This is a genomic window from Geodermatophilus sp. CPCC 206100, assembly GCF_048569675.1.
Lineage (GTDB): Bacteria > Actinomycetota > Actinomycetes > Mycobacteriales > Geodermatophilaceae > Geodermatophilus.
Window position 1 is genome coordinate 35460 of the sequence record NZ_JAQISV010000030.1, and the last position, 19642, is coordinate 55101.

Consider the following 19642-nt stretch of genomic DNA (forward strand, 5'->3'; position numbering starts at 1 on the left):
CATGGCAGATCGTCAGCTCAGGACCGTGATGGAGGGCGGCGGGTTCTTCGAGGGCCCGCGCTGGCGCGAGGGCACCTGGTGGGTGTCGGACTTCTACCGGCACATCGTCAGCCGGGTGACCGCCGACGGCGCGGAGACGGTCGTGACGGAGGTCGAGCAGCAGCCCTCGGGGCTGGGCTGGCTGCCCGACGGGTCGATGGTCGTCGTGTCGATGAAGGACCACCGCGTGCTGCGCCTCGCCGACGGCGTCCTGTCCACCCACGCCGACCTGTCCGAGCACTGCAGCGGCTCGCTCAACGACCTGGTCGTCACCGAGCAGGGGCAGGTGTTCGTCGGCGACTTCGGCTTCGACCTCATGGCCGGCGACGACGCGGCGCCGGCGACGCTCAAGCGGGTCGACCCGGACGGCACGGTCACCGTGGTCGCCGACGGCCTGCAGTTCCCGAACGGCTCGGTGATCACCCCGGACGGCGGGACCCTGATCGTCGGCGAGACGTTCGGCAACCGGTACACCGCGTGGGACCTCACCCCGGACGGGACGCTGTCCAACCGCCGGGTGTGGGCGGCGCTCGGCCCGGAGGTGACCGGCCGGACCACCGAGGAGGTGCTCGGCCAACTGGTGATCGCCCCCGACGGCTGCACCCTCGACGCCGAGGGGCACATCTGGGCGGCCGACGGCCTCGGCGCGCGGGTGGTCCGCCTCGCGCCGGGCGGCGTGGTGGTCGACCAGGTGGCGGCGCCGTCCGGGCTGGGCGTCTTCGCCTGCATGCTCGGCGGGGACGACGGCCGCACCCTGCTGATGTGCTGCGCGCCGGACTTCTACGAGCACAACCGCGCGCCGGTGCGCGAGGCGGTGCTGGTGGCGACCGAGGTCGACGTCCCGCACGCCGGCCGGCCCTAGGCGCTCACTCCGGGCGGAGGACGCGGACGGGCGAGCCGGCGAGGAACGCGGCGACGTCCTCGACCGCCTCGCCGTAGAAGACCTCGTAGGTGTTGCGGGTGACGTAGCCGAGGTGCGGCGTGAGGACGGCGCGCCGCTCGCGGCGGAGCGGGTGCTCGGCGGGCAGCGGCTCGCGGTCGTAGACGTCGAGGCCGGCGCCCGCGATGCGCTCCTCGCGGAGGGCCGCGAGGAGGGCGGTCTCGTCGACGATCGGCCCGCGGGAGGTGTTGACCAGGATCGCGGTGCGCTTCATCCGCGCCAGCTCCGCGCGGCCGACCAGCCCGCGGGTGCGGTCGGAGAGGACCAGGTGCACGGTGACGACGTCCGCTGTGGCGAACAGCTCGTCCCGGCCCACCCGTCGCACGCCGACCTCCGCGGCGCGCTCGTCGGTGAGGTGCTGGCTCCACGCGACGACGTCCATGTCGAAGGCGCGGCCGATGCGGGCGACCCGCGCGCCGAGCCGGCCGAGCCCGACGACGCCGAGTGTGGCGCCGGCGAGGTCGGTGCCGAGCGTGGTCTGCCAGCCGCCGGCGCGCATGCCGGCGTCCTCCTCCGGGACGTGCCGGGCCACCGCCAGGATGAGCGCCCAGGTCAGCTCGGCGGTGCCGGGCGCGTGCGAGCCGGTGCCGCAGACGGGGATGCCGAGGTCGGCCGCGGCGGCGAGGTCGATGGCCGCGTTGCGCCGGCCAGTGGTGACCAGCAGGCGCAGCTGCGGGAGGCGTTCGAGGACGCGGCGCGGGAACGGCGTGCGCTCGCGCATGGCGACGAGCACGTCGAAGGGCCGGAGGCGGGCGACGAGGGCGTCCTCGTCGGGCGCGGGGTCGGCGAGGTAGGTGACCTCGGCCGGTTCGGGCAGCCGGGACCAGTCGCAGAAGTCCGCGGCGACGGACTGGTGGTCGTCGAGGACGGCGATGCGGAGCACGGTCACCGGACGCGGCCCCGGCTCGGAGCTCGAGCGGGGCTGCGTCCGGTCACGGCGTCAGCGGACGGGGCCGCGGCCGTAGCCCTTGCCGCCGCCGCCCTTCTTGTTCTGCTCGCCCATCTTGGCGATGAACTCCTTGATCTTGGCCTGGTTCTGCGGCTTGCGGGCCTCCTGCAGCACCTTCGCCGCGATCCCCGACGCCACGAGCTTGCGGATCATGCCTGCCATCGAACTGCTCCTCCTGGTTGGGGTTGCCTGCTTCCCTGCCCGCCCGACGGCCGGGTCAATCACCCGGGATCCCAGCGCTCGCGGTCGCCCGCCGGTGACGCACCGTGGCGGCACCCCGGGGTCAGGTCAAGTCGTGGAAATCTCCTGACCAGCACGGACGCTGGGGAAACGCTCCTCACGCTCCGTCGTCCCCGCTGCTGACGACGGCGAGTCGCGGCGAGGTCGGCGCGGTCGCCAGGTCATCGACCCCGATTGGCGACGCTCGTCGCGCCTTCTTAGCGTTCTGCCCGGTCTCGCGGGCCCCCTCGCCGCCCATCTCCCGGAGCGGCACCCGCCGGACCCCGCCGAACCAGGCATCGGTCGTCTACCGATGCCCGGACCGGGGACCCACCTGGATCCCTGGGGTGAAGCGCGATCCGTCGCGCCGGGCGACTCCCCCGCCCGAACCCGTCAGCTAACCCGGTAGGCGGCCGTGGAGAACAGGAGAACCCGTCGTCCATGACGACTACACGCACGCCCTCTGCACGTCGCACGTTCCGCGGGATCGCCGTCGCCGCCATCGCCGGTGCCGGAATCGCCCTCACCCCCCTGCCGGCCTCGGCCGACGCGGGTGACCCCGCCGCCACCGCCGCCGTCGCCGCCGCTCCGGCCGCCGCGCCGAACGGCACCGCCCAGGCCGCCGTCGACACCGCTCTCGCCCAGGTGGGCGACCGCTACGTCTACGGCGCGACCGGTCCCAACTCCTTCGACTGCTCGGGCCTGACCTCCTTCTCGTACAAGGCGGCCGGCGTCTCGATCCCCCGCACCTCGCGGGCGCAGTCGACGTTCGGGGCCGCGGTCGGGAAGGGCGACCTCCGGCCGGGTGACCTGGTGTTCTTCTACAGCCCCGTCTCGCACGTGGGCATGTACATCGGCAACGGCCAGATGGTGCACGCCTCGACGGCCGGCAAGCCGGTCGCCGTGGTCAACCTCGACTCGATGCCGAGCTACGCCGGCGCTCGCCGGGTCGCCTGACGCCGCGGTGCCCCGGCCGCTCGTCGAGCGGCCGGGGCACGGTCAGCCGATGCCGGCGAGAACGGCGGCCGCTGCGCCGTCGAGCGCGGCGCGGGCCCGGTCCCAGGTCGTGGAGGTCGGGAAGTCGCCGAGCAGGACGACCACCCGGCCGTCGGGGAGCACGCCCGCCGAGTGCAGCTGGCGCCGGCCGTCGACGCAGCACATCCAGCCCTGCTTGACGCCGGCCCGGCCGAACAGCCCGAACCGCTGGTCGAACCCGTCGGCGGCGGTGGTGGCGACCGATCCCAGCCAGCCGGTGAGCAGCCCGGCGCGTTCCGCGTCGAGCAGCTCGGGGAGCCGGCGGAGGACGGTGGCGTAGTCCGCCGCCGTGGTGGTCGCCTGCCCCCACTGCCCGGCGATCGCCGGCGGTGCGGTGCCGGTCAGGCCGAGTTCGCCGGCGAGGTCGGTGACCAGGCGGGCGCCGTCGTACCGGTCCCAGAGCAGGCTCATCGCGTCGTCGTCGGAGTCGGTGATGGCGCGCTGGGCCCGTTCGAGGTCGCTCTCGTCGAGGGGAACGGCGCCGGCCTGGTCGAGCTGGAGCAGCCGGGTCACCACCACCACCTTGACCAGCGAGGCGGTGTAGGCGGGTGCGCCCGCGTCGCCGCCGGCGAGGAGCTGGTGGCCGTCGGCGTCCTGGACGGCGACCGTGACCGTCCCGCCGGCGCCGGCCGCCGCGGCCGTGACGTCGGTCAGGACCCGGACCGCGTCGACGGCCGGGGCCACGGGTCGGGGTGGCACGACCTCAGCGGTCGGGGAACTCCGGACCGAGGCGGTGTCGACGTCCTGGCCGGCGGCGTGGCCGGCGCACCCGGCCAGGACCGCCGCGGCGCACAGCGCGGCCAGACCCCGGCGGAGCCGGTGGTCTCGGAGGGGACGGCGTCCGGCCACGGGCCCAGGGTGGGACCGCTTCCTGGCAAACACCCCGCCTGAGCTGCTGCTCTCCCCCGGACGGGGGACGGCCTACCGCGGCCGGCAGGGCTGCGGCAGGTCGCCGGCGGGCTGGACGGAGAAGGCGGCGTGGGACTCCCGGGGCCAGGAGCGGAGGAACAGGAGCCCGTAGCGGAGGTTCAGCAGCGCGTCGGCGCCGACCCGGCCGACGTGCTCCACGAGCCGCGCGGTGTCGTGGTTGCGGTAGCGGCGCAGCTCGTCGCCGACGGCCACGGTGACGACGTCGTCGACGGCGCCCATGACGACGACGGCGGCCCAGTCCTCGTCCGGGCTGCTGTTGGCGAGCTGGACGCGCAGCGGGTGCACGCCGTGTCCGGGGACGTAGCTGCGGCAGCGAGGAGCCTCGGACGCCCGGTTGCCCGTCCAGAGGGGGAAGCCGAGGTCGGGGTCGGTCATGAGGCGCTCCTTGGTGCATCGCGGCGGGTCAGGGACCGCGGTGCTCCAGGACAGCACCCCGCGAACGCGCCGGCCCCCCGGAGCCGCCCGGTCGGGCGCCGGCGTCCTCCCATCGCGTGAGGGACGCGGGCCGCCGGTCACGCAACGTCAGTGCCGCCCGCGCTCAGCCGACGACGTAGCGACGACGGAACCCGCCCGCCCAGTCGGCGAGGTCGTCGATCCCGGCAGCGGCGTCCGCCAGCTGCCGGTGCGCCACGTACCGGACGTCGGTGCGCAGGCGACCGCGCCGGGCCTGGACCGCGCGCACGGCCGACCGCGCGGCGGCGTCGTCGTCCCGGGAGAGCACGACGGTCAGCGCCTCGTCGAAGACCGGACCGCCGCCGCGGCCACCCCGGCGCACGCTCTCGGTCAGCAGCACGGTGCGCAGCAGCCGGCGGGTGTCGTGCCTCCGCAGCTCGGCGAAGGCGCCCTCGGCCATCCCGAACCCGCGGCAGCAAGCGCGGTACCTCTCGTCGGCGGCCGTGTTCTCCGGGTCGCGGTCGGAGCTGTCGACGTCCTCGGTCGCGACGGCGATCAGTTGGCTGCGCCCGTCCGCGAGTCGGCCGGCCACGACCGCGTCGAACACCGTCCGGTCCTTGAGGTGGTCACGGCGGTCGGGCGCCCACGCGCACTCGATCCCGGCGATGCGCCGACCCCGGACGTCGACGCCCTCGAGCCCGATCAGGTCGAGGCCGAGGAGGTCGTTGAGGACGGCGACCGCGGCGCGCGGGTGCGCGCGGAGGTGCCCGAAGACGGTGACGCACACCGGCATCGAGCCGAGCACGTCGGGGAAAGGACGGGCCCGCTCCAGCAGCCCGCCCGCGAGCCGCAGCTCGTCGGCTCGACGGCGCGCGTAGTAAGCGGCCTCGTCGCTGGGGAAGTCGGCGCGCCACTCGGCCGACCGGACGGTGGTGAGCTCTGCAGTGGTCATCCCGATGCCTCTCCGCGGGGCGTGGCCGACGCGGTCCGCGTGCGGACCGCGCCCAGGACATCGGCCGTGACCCACACCACATCAAGGTCAACGCGCGGTTACTGCTCGGAGGCGGGTAGGCAGTGCTCGACCACGCGGCGCTGGAGGTGCTCCGATGGCCGGGACCGGCGACGTCCCCATCCTGCTGCTCGACGTCGACGGCGTGCTCAACGCGCCCTGCGTGGCCCTGCCCGAGGGCTGGGCGCGGGGCACGTTCAACGGGTACGTGCTGTCCTGGGACCCGACCATCACCGGCCGGCTGCGCGCATGGCATGAGTCCGAGCGGGTGGAGATCCACTGGCTCACGACGTGGGCTGCGGACGCCGACCGGCTGCTGGCCGGGCCGATGGGCCTGCCGCGGGGACTGCGGGTGCACGTCCGGGAGGGGGTCGCGCCGACCGGGTTCCTCGGCGCGCTCGACGGTGCGTCCGGCTGGTGGAAGCTGGCCGCCGCGCGGGCGGTCGCGGAGGCCGAGCCGGAGCGGCGGATCGTGTGGATCGACGACGACCTGGCTCGCCAGGCCGCCGACACCGGCGAGTGGCTGGCGGCGCACCCGCACGTGCTGGTGGTCGCGCCCGACCTGTTCACCGGGCTCACCCACGAGCAGCTGGACGCGATCGAGGCGTGGCTGTGACCCCGGCGTGGCCGCGCCCGGCGGGTCGGGGCCCGGTGGTGGCGCTCGGCAAGCTGGTGGCCGACCAGGTGCTGGAGCTGTCGGGCCCGCTGGTGGTCGGCGGGCAGCAGCGGGTCGTCCGGGGGACTACGGCGGGCGGCGCGCCGGCCAACGGAACGGCGACCCTGGCCCGGCTCGGGGTCCCGGCGCGGTTGGCGGGCTGGGCCGGCGCGGACCCCGTCGCCGACGGGCTGCTGGCCGCGCTGGGTGCGCGCGGGGTCGAGACGTCGGTGGTGCGCCGCGGACGGACGCCGCTGTCCACCGTGCTGGTCCACCCGGACGGCGAGCGGACCCTGCTCACCGACCGAGGAGAGGGCGCCCTCGAGCCGGCCGACGTCCGGCCCGGATGGCTGGCCGGCGCCGCCGTCGTCCACCTGGACGGCTACGACCTGCTGAGGTTCCCCGATGCCGTACGGACCGCGGCCGACCTCGCGCACGACGCCGGTGTCCCGGTCAGCGTGGACGCGGCGGCAGCGACCCGGATGGGGAGCGGCTACGTGGAGCTGCTCGCCGGGCTGCGACCCGACGTCCTCTTCTGCAACGCCGCCGAGGCGTCGGTGCTGGCGTTGGACGGCGGCCTGCCCGCGTGGGCACCGGACCTCGTGCTGGTGCACGCCGGTGCCCGGCCGACGCGGGTGCTGACGCGGGCCGGCGCGGTGGAGGTGCCGGTGGCGCCGCTGCCGTCGGTGCGGGACACGACCGGCTGCGGGGACGCCTTCGCCGCCGGCGTGCTGGCCGGCTGGCGCGCCGGGGCGCCGGTCCTGGACGCCGTCCGCAGCGGCCACGCGGCGGCCGCGGTGGTCGCCGGCGTGGTGGGCGCGCAGCCGCCGCCCTGACCCGGTCACTACGGTATCACCAGCGATACCATCCAGGCCATGGCCATGACCCTGCGCTTGGACGACCAGGAGACCGAAGCCCTCCGCCGCCGAGCCGAGCTCGAAGGCCGGTCGATGCAGGACGTCGCCCGGCAGGCGGTCCGCGACTACATCGAACGCAACAGCAAGCGCGAACTCCTGGACCGCGTGCTCGATGAGGAACTCCCGCGGTATGCCGAGGCACTGGAGCGTCTCGGCCAGTGATCTTCCTGGACGTCGACGATCTCCTGCACATCGTCAGGCGAGCGATCGGCGAGGTCGAGCTGCGGGATGTCGGTCTGCTGGAGTCTGCCGCGGCGCGACCGCGGTCCACGGCGTTCGGCGAGGACGCGTACCCGACCATCCACGAGAAGGCAGCGGCGCAGCTGCACTCCCTCGCACGGAACCACTCGCTCGTGGACGGCAACAAGCGACTCGCACTCGCCGCGACGATCGCCTTCTACGGCGTCAACGGCAGGCGACTGACACTGTCGAACGACGAGGCGTACGAGTTGATCATCTCGGTCGCTGCCGGAGAACTGGACGACATCGAGCCGATCGCCGAGCGCCTGCGGTCGGGCACGGCTCCGTAGCGGTGATCGCGGACCAGCCGCGAGGAGTCACACGGCGAGCAGGTGGTGGACGAACTGGATGGCGATCGAGCCCTCGCCGACGGCGGAGGCCACGCGCTTCACCGACCCGTGCCGGACGTCGCCGGCCGCGAGCACCCCGGGCACGCAGGTCTCCAGCGGCAGCGGGCGGCGCCCCAGGGCCCGGACGGCGTCGTCGCTCAGGTCGGGTCCGGTGAGGACGAAGCCGGCGTCGTCGCGGTCGACGGTCGGCGGCAGCCAGTCGGTGTGCGGCCGGGCGCCGATCATCAGGAAGAGCGCGTAGGCGGGCACCGTCTCCCGGTCGCCGGTCGTGCGGTCGCGCAGCACGAGGTGTTCCAGCCGGCCGTCGCCGCCGCCGTCGACCACCTCGGTCGACGTCCGGACCTCGATGTTCGGCGTCTCCTCGACCTGGCGGACCAGGTAGTGCGACATGCCGGCGGCGAGGGACCCGGCCCGGACGACGAGGGTGACCCGCTTGGCGTAGTGGGCCAGGTGGAGGGCGGCCTGCCCGGCGGAGTTCGCGCCGCCGACGATGTAGACCTCCTCCCCCGCCACGAGCGACGCCTCGGAGGCGGCCGCGCCGTAGTAGACGCCGGAACCGCGCAGCTCCTCGAGCGGCTCGACGCCCAGGCGGCGGTAGCTCGCGCCGGTCGCCAGGATGACCGCGCGGGCGACCACGACCCCGCCGGTGTGGAGGGTGAGGACGACGCCGCCGTCCTCCCGGGCCAGGTGCGTGACCTGCTGCATGAAGGCGAAGCGGGCGCCGAAGACCCAGGCCTGCTGGTAGGCGCGGCGGGCGAGGTCCGCACCGCTGAGGCCCCTCGGGAAGCCGAGGTAGTTGCGGATCGACGAGCTCGCCGTGGCCTGGCCGCCGATGCTGCCCGAATCGATCACGACGGTGCGCAGCCCCTCGGAGGCGCCGTACACGCCCGCGGACAGGCCGGCCGGCCCGCAGCCGACGATCACCAGGTCGTACTCCTCGCCGGACGGGTCGATCGTCGTCCCCGCCGACCGGGCGATGTCCATGTCGGTGGGGTCCTCCATCACCGCCCCGTTGGGCATGACGATGAGGGGGAGCCTCCTGTCCAGGCCGGCGTCGGCGAGGATGGCGCGGCCCTCCTCGGAGCCGGCCAGGCAGAACCGGTGCGGCAGCGCGCAGCGCCCGAGCGTCTCGCGCAGCTCGTACGCCCGGCCGGACCAGGTCTCGCCGACGACGTCGATCGTGTGCGGTGCGCGGCGGCGCGCCTCGGCCCAGGCGAGCAGGAAACTCGACAGCGCCTGGTGGAACTGCTCATCCGGCGGCGGCGCCGGCCGCATCACCCACTGGTCCATGCGGCCGCGGGCGATGGCCTCGAAGACGGCGTCGCCGGTGGTCGGCTCGCCGACGCGGGCCCACGGGAGGAGCCGCGCGCGCTGGGCGTGCGGGAACAGGCTCGGCACGCCCGCCAGGAACTCCGTGCCGGGTGCGCCGCCGAGGTCCTCGGCGGCGAGGACGAGGGCAACCTCCTCGCCGGCTCTGGCCAGCTCGTCCAGCATGCGGCGCGCCTCGTCCGGTGAGCTCAGGCAGCAGACGCGGTAGTCCGAGGCGTACCGGTTGCGCAGCTCCCGCTCGACGTCGGCGAGCAGCGCGGGGTCGTCGTCGACCGCGACCAGCAGGGGCGCGTTCGTGCCAGGCATGTCCCGTGACGGTAGGAACGGGCGTTGCGCGGGAACAGGTTCGAAGGTCCCCGCGTGGGCCCTCGGATCACCTCCGCCAGAACAGGTGGTGCGTCACGCCGCTCGGGCTCGGCACGACGTCGAGGTGGAAGCGGTCGAGCAGCTCGTCGGGTGACTTCCAGAGCCGCACCCCGGAGCCGAGTTCCACCGGCGAGACGGCCACGTGCAGGGTGTCGACGAGGTCGGCGTCGAGGAACTCCCGGATGGTGGTGGCCCCGCCACCGAGCCGGACGTGCTTGCCCTGGGCGGCCGCGCGCGCCTGTCGGAGGGCCGCGGCCGGGTCGGCGTCGACGAAGTGGAACGTGGTGTCGGAGAGCGTGAACGACGGACGCTCGTGGTGGGTCATCACGAACACGGGGGTGTGGAACGGCGGTTCGGCGCCCCACCAGCCCTGCCACTCGTGGTCCGGCCACGGCCCGCGCTGGGGACCGAACTTGTTGCGGCCCATGATCTCGGCGCCGATGTTGTGAGCGAAGTCCCGCGTGAAGTAGTCGTCCAGGCCGCGGCTACCCCCCGGCTTGGTGCGGTTGGGCCAGCTCGCCGTGGCGACGGCCCAGGACATCAGCTCCATGGGATTCGCGTGCCCGAACGGTCGCTCCAGACTCTGGTGCTCGCCGGCTCCGAACCCGTCGCTCGAGACGGTGAAGTTCTGGACTCGCAGCAACTGCTCCACGTGTTCCTCCTCGCGCGGTCGACGAGGGTCAGACCGCCCGAGAGCCGGAGACTCATCGCGCGGGCCCGTTCACATCGCCGTCGTCGTCAGCCGGTGGCGACCGCGCCGCCGCCGTTGGGGACCAGTTCGATCCAGGTGCTCCCGGGCGCCAGCTCCACCGGGTCGCCGTCCGCTCCGGTCAGGCTCACCCGGTCGCCGGTCCCCGGCTTGGACCAGGTGGCCTCGACCGCGTGCCCGCTGGAGGCGACGAGGGCTCGGCCGGTGCCGGTCAGGATCGTCTCCGGGACGGGGTTGCCGGCCGGGTCACGGGCCTGGGTCGCGACGACGTCGACGCGCAGGACGACGACGTTGGCGGCGCCGATCCGCCGCCCGTCCGCCTCGACCGCCGGGGTGCTCCCCTCGCTGCGCAGCCAGCGGCCGTCCGCCGCGCTCCACGCCCACCGGGGGTGGCTGACGCCGGACAGCGTGAGGTCCAGACTCGTCGCCGGCTGCCCCGCGGCGACGGCCGTGGGTTCTGCGCCGGCCCCTGCGTGGTCGAACTGGGCGCCGGGGGCGGCGCGGTGGGCGGCGTCGGCCTGCTCGACGAGGATCTGCGGCGCCGCGTAGACGTTGTGCGGCGCCGTGCGGGTCGCCGTCCGGGAGAAGCCGTCGGCGCCGCTGTCCTGGCTGAGCACCTGCAGTCCCGCGTCCTGGGCCGCGGCGACGTAGGGCGGCACGCCCCCGGAGAACGCGAGCAGCCCGCCGAGCGGCGCGGCGATCGCGGGGTCCATCGGCCGGATCGAGCGCACCGGGCCGACCTCGGGCGGGAGGGTGGAGTGGTAGACGGCGACGAACCGGGGAATGCCGCCCTCGACCACCTGCTCCCACACCACGTCCGCGGCGCCCAGCCCGGTCTGCGGGCGGGCGTCGACGGAGTTCTCGATCTTCACGGCGAGCGCCGGGCGGTCGGGGACCGCATCGGTCGGGACGCCGGTCAGCGGCCAGGCGGGCGCGGACGGCGGCGACGCGGAGACGATCGAGTCGAGGAACGGCAAGGCGGACAGGTGCTGCCGGATCGATGGCCAGGCGACGATGCCGGCCGCGACCAGCACGACGAGCAGGGCCGCTCGGCGGCCTCGCCTGGACCTCGCGCGGCGGCGCCCCTTCGCCGTCGGCCGCTTGGCCGGCGTCCGCTTCGTCGGGCGGGCGCTCGTCGTGCTGCGAGCGCTCTTCGTGCTGCGGGCGCCTCTCGTGCTGCGGGCGCCTCCGCTCGGCCCGGAGCGCGGCCGGGCCGCGGTGGACCTGGGCACGTCGCAGCTCCTGAGGTCAGCGGGGTGGTGCCTCCTCTGTATCGGCACGCTCGACCGCGCCCGGCACGTGGTCATGGCGGGACGGCGTCCCTCACTGGACGACGGACTGCGCATGCGAATCACATGTAGCCTCGTCCCGTGGGCAAGATGCTGCAGGTGCGGAACGTGCCTGACGACGTGCACGCCGAGCTCCGGCGGCGCGCGGCCGGGGCCGGGACGTCCCTGTCCGAGTACGTGCTCCGCGAACTGGAACGGGTCGCCGCCCGGCCACCGATCGAGGAAGTCCTGGCGAGGTCGGCCTCGCGGCGGCTGGACATCTCGATCGCCGACGTCGTGGAGACCATCCGGGCCGAGCGCCCCGAGCGTTGATCGTCGTCGACGCCTCGGTCGTGGTCACCGCACTCCTGGTCGGCGGAGCGGAGGGCGACGCCGCCCGGGAGGCACTGCGATCGGAGGAGCCCCATGCCCCTCACCTACTCGACGTGGAGGCGACCTCAGCCATCCGTCGCTGGGTGCTGACCGGCCGGTTGACGGTTGAGGAGGCACGGTCCTCGATCCGTGACCTCGGTGAGCTGGCGATCACCCGGCACGGGCACGGACCGCTCCTCGACCGCGTCCTCGAGCTCCGCGACGCGGTCAGCGCCTACGACGGCACGTACGTCGCACTCGCCGAGCTCTTGGCTGCCCACCTCGTCACCGGGGATCGCCGACTGTCCCGCGCCCCAGGCCTTCGGTGCCCCGTGTCGGTCATCGGCTGAGGCGCCGGCGTCGACAGCGGGACGGACCTCGTCCGACGCGACGGTGGCGAGCTTGCCGTGGTCACTCCGACTTTCCCCGAGTGAACAGGATGTACTCGATGCGGTCGGCGGTGACCGGCTCGTCCGCATCCGCGGTCAGTTCCTGTGCCCATCGGGCGAGGAGGTCGCAGTAGGCCGCGTAGTCGTCGGCCGGCCACCAGTAGAAGCCGGTCAGCGATGTCCACCCGCAGTGCCGCCGGAGGCTCTTCGCCACCATCGAGTCGAGGATCAGGCAGCGGTGATCGGCACTGCCGCTTCCGGCGAAGTAGAGGAACTTGGTGAAGAACGGCGGCCCCAGGTGGGAGACCGCATTCCGGCGTGGCCGGAGGAGTCGGTAGGCCGCGCGAGGATCGGTCCGACCGAGCTCAGCCGCCTTCCGCAGCGTCTCGCTGCGGGCGTCCAGCGACGTGGCCACCGCGGAGATGCGCGACCGGTTGTTGCGGTGCCGTCGTCCGGTCCCCCACGCGAGGGTCGCCCACAGCAGCCGGCGAGCATCCTCCTCTGAGTTGGCGGCGAACTTGCCCATCTCGAACAGCTGGGCCCGCGTGATCTGGCGATCGGGGACGTCGAAGAGTTCGTACGCCAGGTCTCGCTTCGCGAGCTCGTGTCGCCACCACTCGGGCGGTACGTCCACCGCTTGGTGCAGGACGGTCGTCGCCGGCGTCGCCCGGACGGCATCGGCCAACCAGCCCGGCAGAGGAAGGGTGCGCGGATCCTGCATCGAAGCTCCCGGGGTCGACGGCGCGGGACGAGAGGGACGACACCTGTCCTCAGGAGTCTCGGCGAGGAGCCGCGCCCCTCAAGGTCGATCAGGCGACCGTCGGATCGGACGGAGGACCTGGCAAGACAGGCCGGCGTCACGCATCGGCGTCGGCGAGAACAGACGCGCACTCCTGACAGGTCCCGGCGCCGATGGAATCACTCGGGCGCGTGCGCCCGGCGACAGATCACTCTCCTGCCCGAACTGCTGGACAGCGTGGACATCCGCAAGCTCCACAACCGTCTCTGCAAGCAACACCCGTACTTCGTCGAGGATCTCGGCCTGCGGCTCGCGACCGCGTCCTGGGTGTCCGCGCACGGGTTGAGGGAGCAGCACCTCAGGTACGACGACGGAGGTAGAGCTGCGCCGGCTTGCCGACCGTCCCCTCGGACATCTGCCCGGTGTCCTCGAGCTTGGACAACATCGCTCGACGGAAGGTGTCCACCGACCGGAGGCGGCCGACCACGGCCTCGTGCAGGCCGTAGAGCTGCCGGATGGTGAACGGTTCGTCGAGCAACCCGTCGGGGTCCGGCCGCTCCCGGTAGGCGGTCCTCATGTCGTCGGCGGCGCGCTCCACGATGTCGTCGTGGTCGAAGAGCAGGCCACGGATCTCGTCGACCGGGCGCACGACGACGTCCCCTTGCCGCGCCACGACCACCGGCTCCACCGCCCGCCAGGGCAGAGCCGCGACGTGCGCGACCGACAGCACCCACCCGCGGTCGTCGCGGTGGGGCTCGTCGAACACGTGCAGCTGACGCGGTTCGCCCTCCGGCGTCAGGCCGGCCTTCTGCCGCAGCGACCGGCGGACGGCGTCGGCCAGGGACTCCCCCTCGTGCAGGAAACTGCCCGGCAGGGCCCACTCCTCTTGCCGGTCCTCCCCCGCCCGACGGACCAGCAGCACAGCGAGCCGGGGGTCGTCGGCGGGCACCGTCAGGACGGCCGTGTCGACGGCGACCGACGGCCGTGGGTAGTCGGTCAGGGCCCTGCCCGAGCTGTCGCGGTACACGGTGATTGACGTTAGCGCAGATCCCGTCTAACTTAGGAGTTGACGCGAGTTTGAGCTAACCCTGAGAGGTGATGACCACGGCGGACACCGGCGTCCGGCAGCCGACCGCACGGTGGACCTCCGGCATCGACCTGACCCACCCCCTCCAGGAGGCCTGAGTGACCCGACCCATCCACCGCTCCCACCGCGTCGCCGGCGCGCTCGTCGGCTCCGCCGTCGGCGACGCGCTCGGCGCGCCCTTCGAATTCGGCCCGCCCGGGCAGTTCACGGCCCGCTTCCCGACGCCGGCCCGCGGCGCGCACACCGAGATGTGCGGCGGCGGCCCCTGGCAACCCGGCGAGTTCACCGACGACACGCAGATGGCGCTGCTCGTCGCGACGTCCCTCGTCGAGCGCGGCGGTCTGGACGAGGCCGATCTGTTCGACCGCTTCCGCACCTGGGCTCGGACCGACCCGAAGGACGTCGGCATCCAGACCCGCGCCGTCCTCGGCTCGGGCCTGCCGTGGGACGTCGCCGCCGCCGACCACTTCCGCCGCTCCGGCCGGGCCGCGGGCAACGGATCTCTGATGCGGACCACCCCCGCGGCCATCCGGTTCGCCCGCGAGGGACGCGAGGTGACGATGGACGCCGCCCGCCGCATCTCCGCGCTCACCCACGGCGACCCGTCGACCGGCGAGGGCTGCGCGATCTTCCACGAGCTGGTGCGGGTCGCGCTGGACGGCGGCGACCCGCTGGCCGCCATCCCCTCCGCCATGGACGGCGTCGCGCCGGAGCACCGCGAGCGCTGGGCGACCGTGCTGGCGCCTGACTGGACGCCGGAGCTGGCGACCGAGTCCAACGGCGCGGTCTGGCCGACCCTCGGCCAGGCGGTGTGGGCGCTGCGGCGAGGCGGGTCCTTCGCGGAGGTGCTGCGGCTGGTCATCGACCTGGGCGGCGACACCGACACGGTGGCCGCGGTCGCCGGCGGGCTGGCCGGAGCGGTGTACGGGATGGCCGGGATCCCGATGCGGTGGTCGTCGGCGGTGCACGGCCGCGTGCCCGGGCACGGCAACCGGGTGTGGCGGCTGGCCGACCTGCAGGAGCTGGCGGCGGCACTGGACGGTCGTGAGGCGCCGCCGTACCACCCGGGTGTCATCCCGCAGATCGGTCCGCGCGAGGTCCTGCCCGGCATCTGGGCCGGCAACCTGGACGGCGCCCGGTACAGCGAGGCGGACTTCGCGGTCGTCTCGCTGTGCCGTCTCGGCGAGCCGTTCCCGCACACCGTGCACCGGATGGCCTACCTCGCCGACAACGACTCGAACAGCGACGTCGACGCGGTGCTGGCCGACGTCCTCGACGACATGGCCGCGTTGCGGGACGAGGGGCACCGGCTGCTCGTGCACTGCCACGGCGGGGCCTCGCGGACCGGGCTGGTGCTGCGCGGCTGGCTGGTGCGCGAGGAGGGCATGTCGGTGGAGGAGGCGACGGCGTACGTGGCCGAACGCTGGGAGCACCTCGGCCTCTGGAACGACAGCTTCACCGCCGCCCTCGAGCGGCTGGCCGACCAACGGAAGGGGAACGCATGACGACGACGCTGGAGGACCGGGGCCGGATGGGGTCCGGCGCGCTGAGCGAGCGCTTCGACGAGGCGTTCGCGTTCACGTCCCGGCACCACCGGGAGCAGCTGCGCAAGGGCTCACAGGTCCCGTACGTGTCGCACCTGATGAGCGTGAGCGCGCTGGTGCTGGAGCACGGCGGAACCGAGGACCAGGCCATCGCGGCGCTGCTCCACGATGCGGTCGAGGACGCGCCGACGGGCGAGGGCGGAGCGGTGCTGGAACGCATCCGGTCCGAGTTCGGCGACCCGGTGGCCGACATCGTGCGCGCCTGCTCCGACGGGCTGGACGCCGAGGGCAACCGGAGCGGCACGTGGGCCGAGCGGAAGCGGCCGTACGTCGCCGGCCTCGCCGACAAACCGCTCGACGCCCTGCTGGTCACCGCGGCCGACAAGACGCACAACGGCCTGTGCATCGCGGCCGACGTCCGCCGCTACGGGCCGGGGTTCTGGTCGACCTTCAACGCCAGCCGCGACCAGCTGCTCTGGTACTACACGAGCGTCGAGCGGGCGGTCGTCGAGCGGTTGCCGGGCAGCACGATCGCCGAGGCCCTGCACCGGGCCGTGGACGAACTGGTCGACGCAGCCGGCGCCGACCGGGCCACGATCCCGACCGAACCGCCCGCCGCGGGCTGACCCTCCAGCGCGACGGGGATCAGGGCTCCGGGTCGACGAGGTCGCCGAGGGCCCGGTCGGCGACGGCCTCGGCCTGCAGCCGCTCGATCCGCTCGCGTTCTTCCGTGGCGAGGGCCTCCCGCTCGGTCGCGGTGGTGCGGGCGAGGAGCGCCTCGTCGTGCCGGTCCCGCTCGTCGAGCCGGAGCCGATACCCGCATGCCTCGACGGTGCGGATGGAGCAGGCGCCCGGCGACGTCATCGGTGGCGTCGTGCGCCCCGGTCACGGGATGGCCCACGCAGCGGGGTGCGGCCACCGAACCGGTCACTCCTCGTCGTCGTAGGTGATCAGCGGCACCCGGCCGTGGCTGTCGGCCCAGCAGCGCCACGTCACTGCCGCCTCCCGGCACGCCTCCCGGGTCAGGTCGACCGTCACGTACACGAGGTCGCGGTGGCTGGTGCCGGGAGCCGCGATGCACTGGCCGCCGTCGAAGGTCGGCCAGGGTGCCGCGGGGTCGCTGGTCAGGCAGACGTCGAGCGCGATCCGGTCCGGGTGGTACTCGATGAGCCCGAACGCGACTGCCGGGCTGCCGAACCACAGGAAGTGGTCGTCGGGGAAGTAGTCGGCGTCGGCCACCTCCTCGAACCAGTCCGCGGCCAGCCGCAGGTCGGCCGGCGACCACCGGGTGACCACCGGCTCGGGACGCCAGTCGGCACTGATGCCCGCGATCTCCGGCCGCAGCCACAGGCCGCCAGGAGGTCCGGCCTCCACGCGCAGCGCGAAGGAGAGGTCGTTGCCCCGGCAGGTGGGCAGCACCATCAGGGCACTGCTGGAACGGCGGGTCTGGCGATACGTCATGCGGGGTCCTCTCGATCAGACGGACAGGCCGAAGTGGGCGCAGACGTCGTCGTCGGCCAGGGCGTTGCGGACCAGGAGCACCGCGGCCGCCGGGTCCACCCCCATGCGGGCCGCCCACAGCACCGACGGGCACGCGTCGTCCTGATCGGCGCCGTCCGGCACCTCCAGGTACGTCCCGCCGGCGTCCCGGACGAGGACGTGCCAGAGGTCGACGTCGGGAGTGTCCAGGTCGTCGTACAGCGTCTCCACCATCGGCACGAGGACCATGGAGAGACCGCCGGCCAGCGCGACCTCGGCGGTCGTCAGGTCCCCGAAGGTGCCGCTCGTGGCGCGGTAGCCGGCCCGCTCCAGGTGGGCCACCGCCTCGGTGGCGAGGAGGTCCTGGGACACCGGGGCGACCGGCTGGACGGAGCGGACGGGGGTCATGGGCACGAGGCGCTCCTCGGAGGTGGGATCGGACGGACGACGGCGCAGCGGCTGGGCCGGGTCACTTCCGGCGACGGGGGCGGGTCGCCACCGGCAGGTCGGCGGGGACGTCGAGGCCGGGCGCTCCGCCCTCCAGGCGGGCCAGGCCGTGCCGCAGCAGCAGCCCCTGGGGTGCCTCGCGGGCGACGTCCCCGGCCGTCGGCTGCTCCGGGCAGGCGGGCAGCCGGTCGCGGTCGGGCGTACCGGCCAGCAGCCGCCAGTCCTCGGCGACGGCCGCCATCGCCGTCACCGGGTCGTCGACCAGGCCGCCGGCCGCGAGGACCGTGGCGGCCCCGTCCGCACCGCCGACGGCGACCGGCCGCCACGGGCCGAAGGCGGGGCCGTACGCCTGGTACACCGCGGAGTAGTCGTCGGCCGCCACGGTGGGGTACTCCGCGACGACGAGCGGCCACAGGTGCTGCTCGATGGTCTCCATGTCCACTCCTCAGGGATTGGCTGTCGTGGTCGGGCCCGCAACGCGTCCCTCTCCGTACGGGCACTCGGCAGCCGCCGGGCGGACCTTGAGCGGTCCGCCACCGGCGCTCACCCCGGGTCACCCCGCGAGCGGGGTCAGGTCCACCGCGACCTCCGGCCAGCAGGCGATCGGGTCGCGGGCCGCCCGGGCCGCCGCCCCCTGGTCGACCTCGGTGAGCAGCAGAGGGCGGCCAGCGGCGTCGGCGAGGGGCTGCCGCCCCCTCCCGCCGACGTAGGCGAGGACGCCCTCCACCGGGCTGCCGTCCTCCAGCGTGACGCTGCCGGGACGGAGCACGCCGAGGACGTAGATGCCGGCGGCGCGCCCCTCCACCCTGTCCAGCCGCCGCACCTGCGCCGCCGTGCACAGCAGGACGTGGTGGGTCTCGACCACGCCGGGGGCGGCGATCAGCGTCGCGGGGATCTGCCCGTCGCCGCGCGGGTGCGTGCACCAGGCAGCCGCCAGGTGCGTGGTGGTGACCCGGAGGGCGACGACCGGGCCGAGGCGGAGGCCGTCGATCTTGGCCGGGTTCGCGTTGCTGCCGTACGCGAGCACGGGGGCGCGGTCGGCGATCCCGGGCACGTCCAGCGCGGCCAGGCAGTGGCCCAGGTCCAGCCCGTTCCCGCACGCCCACCCCGATCGGGCGGTGGGGTCGGCCCACACCTGACGGACCCGCCCGTCGGCGACCAGGAAGGAGCCGTCCGGACGCTGTCCCGGGTACGGGTCGGCCGGGAAGCGGGTGGCGGGTGCGCCGTCCCAGGTGACGATCGGACGGGTCATCTCGGCGCTGGTCATGTCGAACACGCTCCGGCAAGTTGGGACACGACCGTCTGACAGCATCCGGGCGTGCCCAGGACGAGCCCCACCCAGCGGATGGCGGCCGTCCTCCGCCAGTTGGCCCGGCGTCCCTCCACCGCGTTCTCGACCGACGACCTGCGGGCCCTGTGCGCGGAGTACCGCGGGACGAGCGGCAACCGCACGCTGCGCCGCGACCTCCGGCAGTTGCGCGAGCGCGGCTTCATCGAGACGGGCCTCACCGAGCGACGCCACGACCTGCCCAACCGGATGGGCGTGCGGCTGAACCTGACCATCAAGGGCCCGCACCTGCACCTGAGCCCCGAGGAGCACGCAGCGCTGGCGCGGGCGCGGGAACGGCTCCGCCCTGGGCCGGCCACGGTCGAGGTGCGCGCCGGGAGCGCGCGTCCGCTGGACCTCGCGCTGGCCGTCGTCCGCCACTTGGAGGAGGGCGTCGGAGAGGCCGACGGGCACGAACTGGCCGTCTCCATGGGCGTGCCCATGCCGACGCTGCACGAGGCCCTGGCGGCGCTGGTCGCCAACCCCGTGGTGGACCCGGCCGTGCAGATGGCCGACCGTCCCGCCCTGGAGGGCCTGGACCTGGACAGCGACGTGGACGACGAGACCGGGACCCTCCTCGGCTTCACCGTCTGGCTGGAGGACGGCAAGCTGGCCACGCTGTCCGAGGCCACGAGCCGACCCGTGCCCACCCTGGGCAGCCGCGAGCCCAGCGTCAGCCCGGCGGCCGGCCGGGGACTGGACCGCTTCGGGCGGTTCGCCTACACCGGAGCCGAGACGCAGGAGCGGCTGGACCTCACCCGCACGGCGCTCACCGACCCGGCCACCGACCCGGGCGACCGAGCGGCCCTGCAGTCGGCCGAGCGGAAGCTCGAGGAGTGGCACGACACGCTGCACCACTCGCACGAGCTGACCGGGGACCCGGGGACCGACGTCGCGCCGTGACCCGGTC

26 protein-coding genes and 1 riboswitch are annotated in these 19642 nt (G+C 74.3%); of the genes, 11 read left to right on the forward strand and 15 right to left on the reverse strand.

The genetic code is table 11. The features are described from left to right. Position 1 precedes the first annotated feature (1 nt). Positions 2-901: an SMP-30/gluconolactonase/LRE family protein gene (locus PGN05_RS15075; protein WP_419753372.1), complete on the forward strand. Its 900-nt coding sequence runs from the start codon at positions 2-4 to the stop codon at positions 899-901. A gap of 4 nt (positions 902-905) precedes the next feature. Here the strand turns inward: PGN05_RS15075 and PGN05_RS15080 are convergent, their stop codons facing one another. Next, positions 906-1868: a D-2-hydroxyacid dehydrogenase family protein gene (locus PGN05_RS15080; protein ID WP_419753373.1), complete on the reverse strand. Its 963-nt coding sequence runs from the start codon at positions 1866-1868 to the stop codon at positions 906-908. A 51-nt stretch (positions 1869-1919) separates the two neighbouring features. Further along, entirely contained in the window at positions 1920-2090 is a 171-nt protein-coding gene (locus PGN05_RS15085; protein ID WP_419753374.1) for a hypothetical protein, read from the reverse strand. Between the two features lie 351 nt (positions 2091-2441). Next, a riboswitch (cyclic di-AMP (ydaO/yuaA leader) is annotated at positions 2442-2575 on the forward strand. Positions 2576-2588: 13 nt separating this feature from the next. Between PGN05_RS15085 and PGN05_RS15090 the strand changes: the two genes are divergently transcribed. Next, complete coding sequence (locus tag PGN05_RS15090) at positions 2589-3104, forward strand: C40 family peptidase (RefSeq protein ID WP_419753375.1); 516 nt, start codon at positions 2589-2591, stop codon at positions 3102-3104. Positions 3105-3146: 42 nt separating this feature from the next. Here the strand turns inward: PGN05_RS15090 and PGN05_RS15095 are convergent, their stop codons facing one another. The 3 genes from PGN05_RS15095 to PGN05_RS15105 form a co-directional block, all read right to left on the reverse strand. Beyond that, complete coding sequence (locus PGN05_RS15095) at positions 3147-4031, reverse strand: LppW family protein (protein WP_419753376.1); 885 nt, start codon at positions 4029-4031, stop codon at positions 3147-3149. 72 nt (positions 4032-4103) lie between these two features. After that, the gene (locus tag PGN05_RS15100) at positions 4104-4487 is read right to left on the reverse strand and encodes a hypothetical protein (protein WP_419753377.1); all 384 of its coding nucleotides are present in this window, start codon (positions 4485-4487) and stop codon (positions 4104-4106) included. 163 nt (positions 4488-4650) lie between these two features. After that, a complete protein-coding gene (locus tag PGN05_RS15105) occupies positions 4651-5457 on the reverse strand; it encodes a hypothetical protein (protein ID WP_419753378.1) in 807 nt (268 codons plus the stop codon). 154 nt (positions 5458-5611) lie between these two features. Here PGN05_RS15105 and PGN05_RS15110 point away from each other — a divergent pair, with 154 nt between their 5' ends. From PGN05_RS15110 to PGN05_RS15125, 4 genes are read left to right on the forward strand one after another with little or no spacing between them, the layout of a single operon-like run. Then, positions 5612-6130, forward strand: coding sequence for an HAD domain-containing protein (locus PGN05_RS15110; RefSeq protein ID WP_419753379.1), 519 nt, complete (start codon positions 5612-5614; stop codon positions 6128-6130). Beyond that, the gene (locus tag PGN05_RS15115; protein WP_419753380.1) at positions 6121-7005 is read left to right on the forward strand and encodes a carbohydrate kinase family protein; all 885 of its coding nucleotides are present in this window, start codon (positions 6121-6123) and stop codon (positions 7003-7005) included. Before PGN05_RS15110 ends, PGN05_RS15115 begins: the two co-directional genes overlap by 10 nt. A 39-nt stretch (positions 7006-7044) precedes the next feature. After that, on the forward strand, positions 7045-7248 hold the full coding sequence (locus PGN05_RS15120) for a DUF6290 family protein (RefSeq protein ID WP_419753381.1): 204 nt from the start codon (positions 7045-7047) through the stop codon (positions 7246-7248). Beyond that, entirely contained in the window at positions 7245-7616 is a 372-nt protein-coding gene (locus tag PGN05_RS15125) for a type II toxin-antitoxin system death-on-curing family toxin (protein ID WP_419753382.1), read from the forward strand. Before PGN05_RS15120 ends, PGN05_RS15125 begins: the two co-directional genes overlap by 4 nt. A 27-nt stretch (positions 7617-7643) precedes the next feature. Here the strand turns inward: PGN05_RS15125 and PGN05_RS15130 are convergent, their stop codons facing one another. From PGN05_RS15130 to PGN05_RS15140, 3 genes are all read right to left on the reverse strand, one after another. After that, positions 7644-9311, reverse strand: a complete 1668-nt coding sequence (locus PGN05_RS15130; protein WP_419753383.1) for an FAD-dependent oxidoreductase — start codon at positions 9309-9311, stop codon at positions 7644-7646. A gap of 67 nt (positions 9312-9378) precedes the next feature. Next, positions 9379-10023, reverse strand: a complete 645-nt coding sequence (locus PGN05_RS15135; protein WP_419753384.1) for a dihydrofolate reductase family protein — start codon at positions 10021-10023, stop codon at positions 9379-9381. 86 nt (positions 10024-10109) lie between these two features. Further along, complete coding sequence (locus tag PGN05_RS15140; protein WP_419753385.1) at positions 10110-11114, reverse strand: DUF3048 domain-containing protein; 1005 nt, start codon at positions 11112-11114, stop codon at positions 10110-10112. A gap of 345 nt (positions 11115-11459) precedes the next feature. Here PGN05_RS15140 and PGN05_RS15145 point away from each other — a divergent pair, with 345 nt between their 5' ends. Then, positions 11460-11681 (forward strand): FitA-like ribbon-helix-helix domain-containing protein, encoded by a 222-nt coding sequence (locus tag PGN05_RS15145; protein ID WP_419753421.1) that lies wholly within the window; start codon positions 11460-11462, stop codon positions 11679-11681. Beyond that, positions 11678-12070 carry a type II toxin-antitoxin system VapC family toxin gene (locus PGN05_RS15150; protein WP_419753386.1) on the forward strand — a complete coding sequence of 131 codons (393 nt, stop codon included), beginning with the start codon at positions 11678-11680 and terminating at the stop codon, positions 12068-12070. The genes PGN05_RS15145 and PGN05_RS15150 overlap by 4 nt, the downstream gene beginning before the upstream one ends. A gap of 61 nt (positions 12071-12131) precedes the next feature. Here the strand turns inward: PGN05_RS15150 and PGN05_RS15155 are convergent, their stop codons facing one another. Both PGN05_RS15155 and PGN05_RS15160 read right to left on the reverse strand, forming a co-directional pair. Next, entirely contained in the window at positions 12132-12830 is a 699-nt protein-coding gene (locus tag PGN05_RS15155) for a hypothetical protein (RefSeq protein ID WP_419753387.1), read from the reverse strand. 376 nt (positions 12831-13206) lie between these two features. After that, on the reverse strand, positions 13207-13875 hold the full coding sequence (locus PGN05_RS15160; RefSeq protein ID WP_419753388.1) for an NUDIX hydrolase: 669 nt from the start codon (positions 13873-13875) through the stop codon (positions 13207-13209). Positions 13876-14033: 158 nt separating this feature from the next. Between PGN05_RS15160 and PGN05_RS15165 the strand changes: the two genes are divergently transcribed. After that, entirely contained in the window at positions 14034-15440 is a 1407-nt protein-coding gene (locus PGN05_RS15165) for an ADP-ribosylglycohydrolase family protein (RefSeq protein ID WP_419753389.1), read from the forward strand. After that, a complete protein-coding gene (locus PGN05_RS15170; protein WP_419753390.1) occupies positions 15437-16105 on the forward strand; it encodes an HD domain-containing protein in 669 nt (222 codons plus the stop codon). The genes PGN05_RS15165 and PGN05_RS15170 overlap by 4 nt, the downstream gene beginning before the upstream one ends. Positions 16106-16124: 19 nt before the next feature. Here the strand turns inward: PGN05_RS15170 and PGN05_RS15175 are convergent, their stop codons facing one another. The 5 genes from PGN05_RS15175 to PGN05_RS15195 form a co-directional block, all read right to left on the reverse strand. Next, entirely contained in the window at positions 16125-16343 is a 219-nt protein-coding gene (locus PGN05_RS15175) for a hypothetical protein (RefSeq protein WP_419753391.1), read from the reverse strand. A 63-nt stretch (positions 16344-16406) separates the two neighbouring features. Then, the gene (locus PGN05_RS15180) at positions 16407-16940 is read right to left on the reverse strand and encodes a hypothetical protein (RefSeq protein ID WP_419753392.1); all 534 of its coding nucleotides are present in this window, start codon (positions 16938-16940) and stop codon (positions 16407-16409) included. A 15-nt stretch (positions 16941-16955) separates the two neighbouring features. Continuing rightward, positions 16956-17372 (reverse strand): hypothetical protein, encoded by a 417-nt coding sequence (locus PGN05_RS15185; protein ID WP_419753393.1) that lies wholly within the window; start codon positions 17370-17372, stop codon positions 16956-16958. Positions 17373-17427: 55 nt separating this feature from the next. Continuing rightward, on the reverse strand, positions 17428-17841 hold the full coding sequence (locus PGN05_RS15190) for a hypothetical protein (protein ID WP_419753394.1): 414 nt from the start codon (positions 17839-17841) through the stop codon (positions 17428-17430). A 117-nt stretch (positions 17842-17958) separates the two neighbouring features. Beyond that, the gene (locus PGN05_RS15195; protein WP_419753395.1) at positions 17959-18672 is read right to left on the reverse strand and encodes a hypothetical protein; all 714 of its coding nucleotides are present in this window, start codon (positions 18670-18672) and stop codon (positions 17959-17961) included. A 51-nt stretch (positions 18673-18723) separates the two neighbouring features. On the opposite strand from PGN05_RS15195, the gene PGN05_RS15200 reads away from it, so the two are divergent. Next, the gene (locus PGN05_RS15200; protein ID WP_419753396.1) at positions 18724-19635 is read left to right on the forward strand and encodes a hypothetical protein; all 912 of its coding nucleotides are present in this window, start codon (positions 18724-18726) and stop codon (positions 19633-19635) included. The last annotated feature ends 7 nt before the right edge of the window (positions 19636-19642 follow it).

What these genes read in the sequence shown, in the direction of transcription:
- PGN05_RS15075 (WP_419753372.1), top strand. Translation starts at nt 2, where the DNA reads ATGGCAGATCGTCAGCTCAGGACCGTGATGGAGGGCGGCGGGTTCTTC.
- PGN05_RS15085 (WP_419753374.1), bottom strand. Translation starts at nt 2,090, where the DNA reads ATGGCAGGCATGATCCGCAAGCTCGTGGCGTCGGGGATCGCGGCGAAG.
- PGN05_RS15090 (WP_419753375.1), top strand. Translation starts at nt 2,589, where the DNA reads ATGACGACTACACGCACGCCCTCTGCACGTCGCACGTTCCGCGGGATC.
- PGN05_RS15100 (WP_419753377.1), bottom strand. Translation starts at nt 4,487, where the DNA reads ATGACCGACCCCGACCTCGGCTTCCCCCTCTGGACGGGCAACCGGGCG.
- PGN05_RS15105 (WP_419753378.1), bottom strand. Translation starts at nt 5,457, where the DNA reads ATGACCACTGCAGAGCTCACCACCGTCCGGTCGGCCGAGTGGCGCGCC.
- PGN05_RS15110 (WP_419753379.1), top strand. Translation starts at nt 5,612, where the DNA reads ATGGCCGGGACCGGCGACGTCCCCATCCTGCTGCTCGACGTCGACGGC.
- PGN05_RS15120 (WP_419753381.1), top strand. Translation starts at nt 7,045, where the DNA reads ATGGCCATGACCCTGCGCTTGGACGACCAGGAGACCGAAGCCCTCCGC.
- PGN05_RS15130 (WP_419753383.1), bottom strand. Translation starts at nt 9,311, where the DNA reads ATGCCTGGCACGAACGCGCCCCTGCTGGTCGCGGTCGACGACGACCCC.
- PGN05_RS15145 (WP_419753421.1), top strand. Translation starts at nt 11,460, where the DNA reads ATGCTGCAGGTGCGGAACGTGCCTGACGACGTGCACGCCGAGCTCCGG.
- PGN05_RS15155 (WP_419753387.1), bottom strand. Translation starts at nt 12,830, where the DNA reads ATGCAGGATCCGCGCACCCTTCCTCTGCCGGGCTGGTTGGCCGATGCC.
- PGN05_RS15170 (WP_419753390.1), top strand. Translation starts at nt 15,437, where the DNA reads ATGACGACGACGCTGGAGGACCGGGGCCGGATGGGGTCCGGCGCGCTG.
- PGN05_RS15175 (WP_419753391.1), bottom strand. Translation starts at nt 16,343, where the DNA reads ATGACGTCGCCGGGCGCCTGCTCCATCCGCACCGTCGAGGCATGCGGG.
- PGN05_RS15180 (WP_419753392.1), bottom strand. Translation starts at nt 16,940, where the DNA reads ATGACGTATCGCCAGACCCGCCGTTCCAGCAGTGCCCTGATGGTGCTG.
- PGN05_RS15190 (WP_419753394.1), bottom strand. Translation starts at nt 17,841, where the DNA reads ATGGAGACCATCGAGCAGCACCTGTGGCCGCTCGTCGTCGCGGAGTAC.
- PGN05_RS15195 (WP_419753395.1), bottom strand. Translation starts at nt 18,672, where the DNA reads ATGACCAGCGCCGAGATGACCCGTCCGATCGTCACCTGGGACGGCGCA.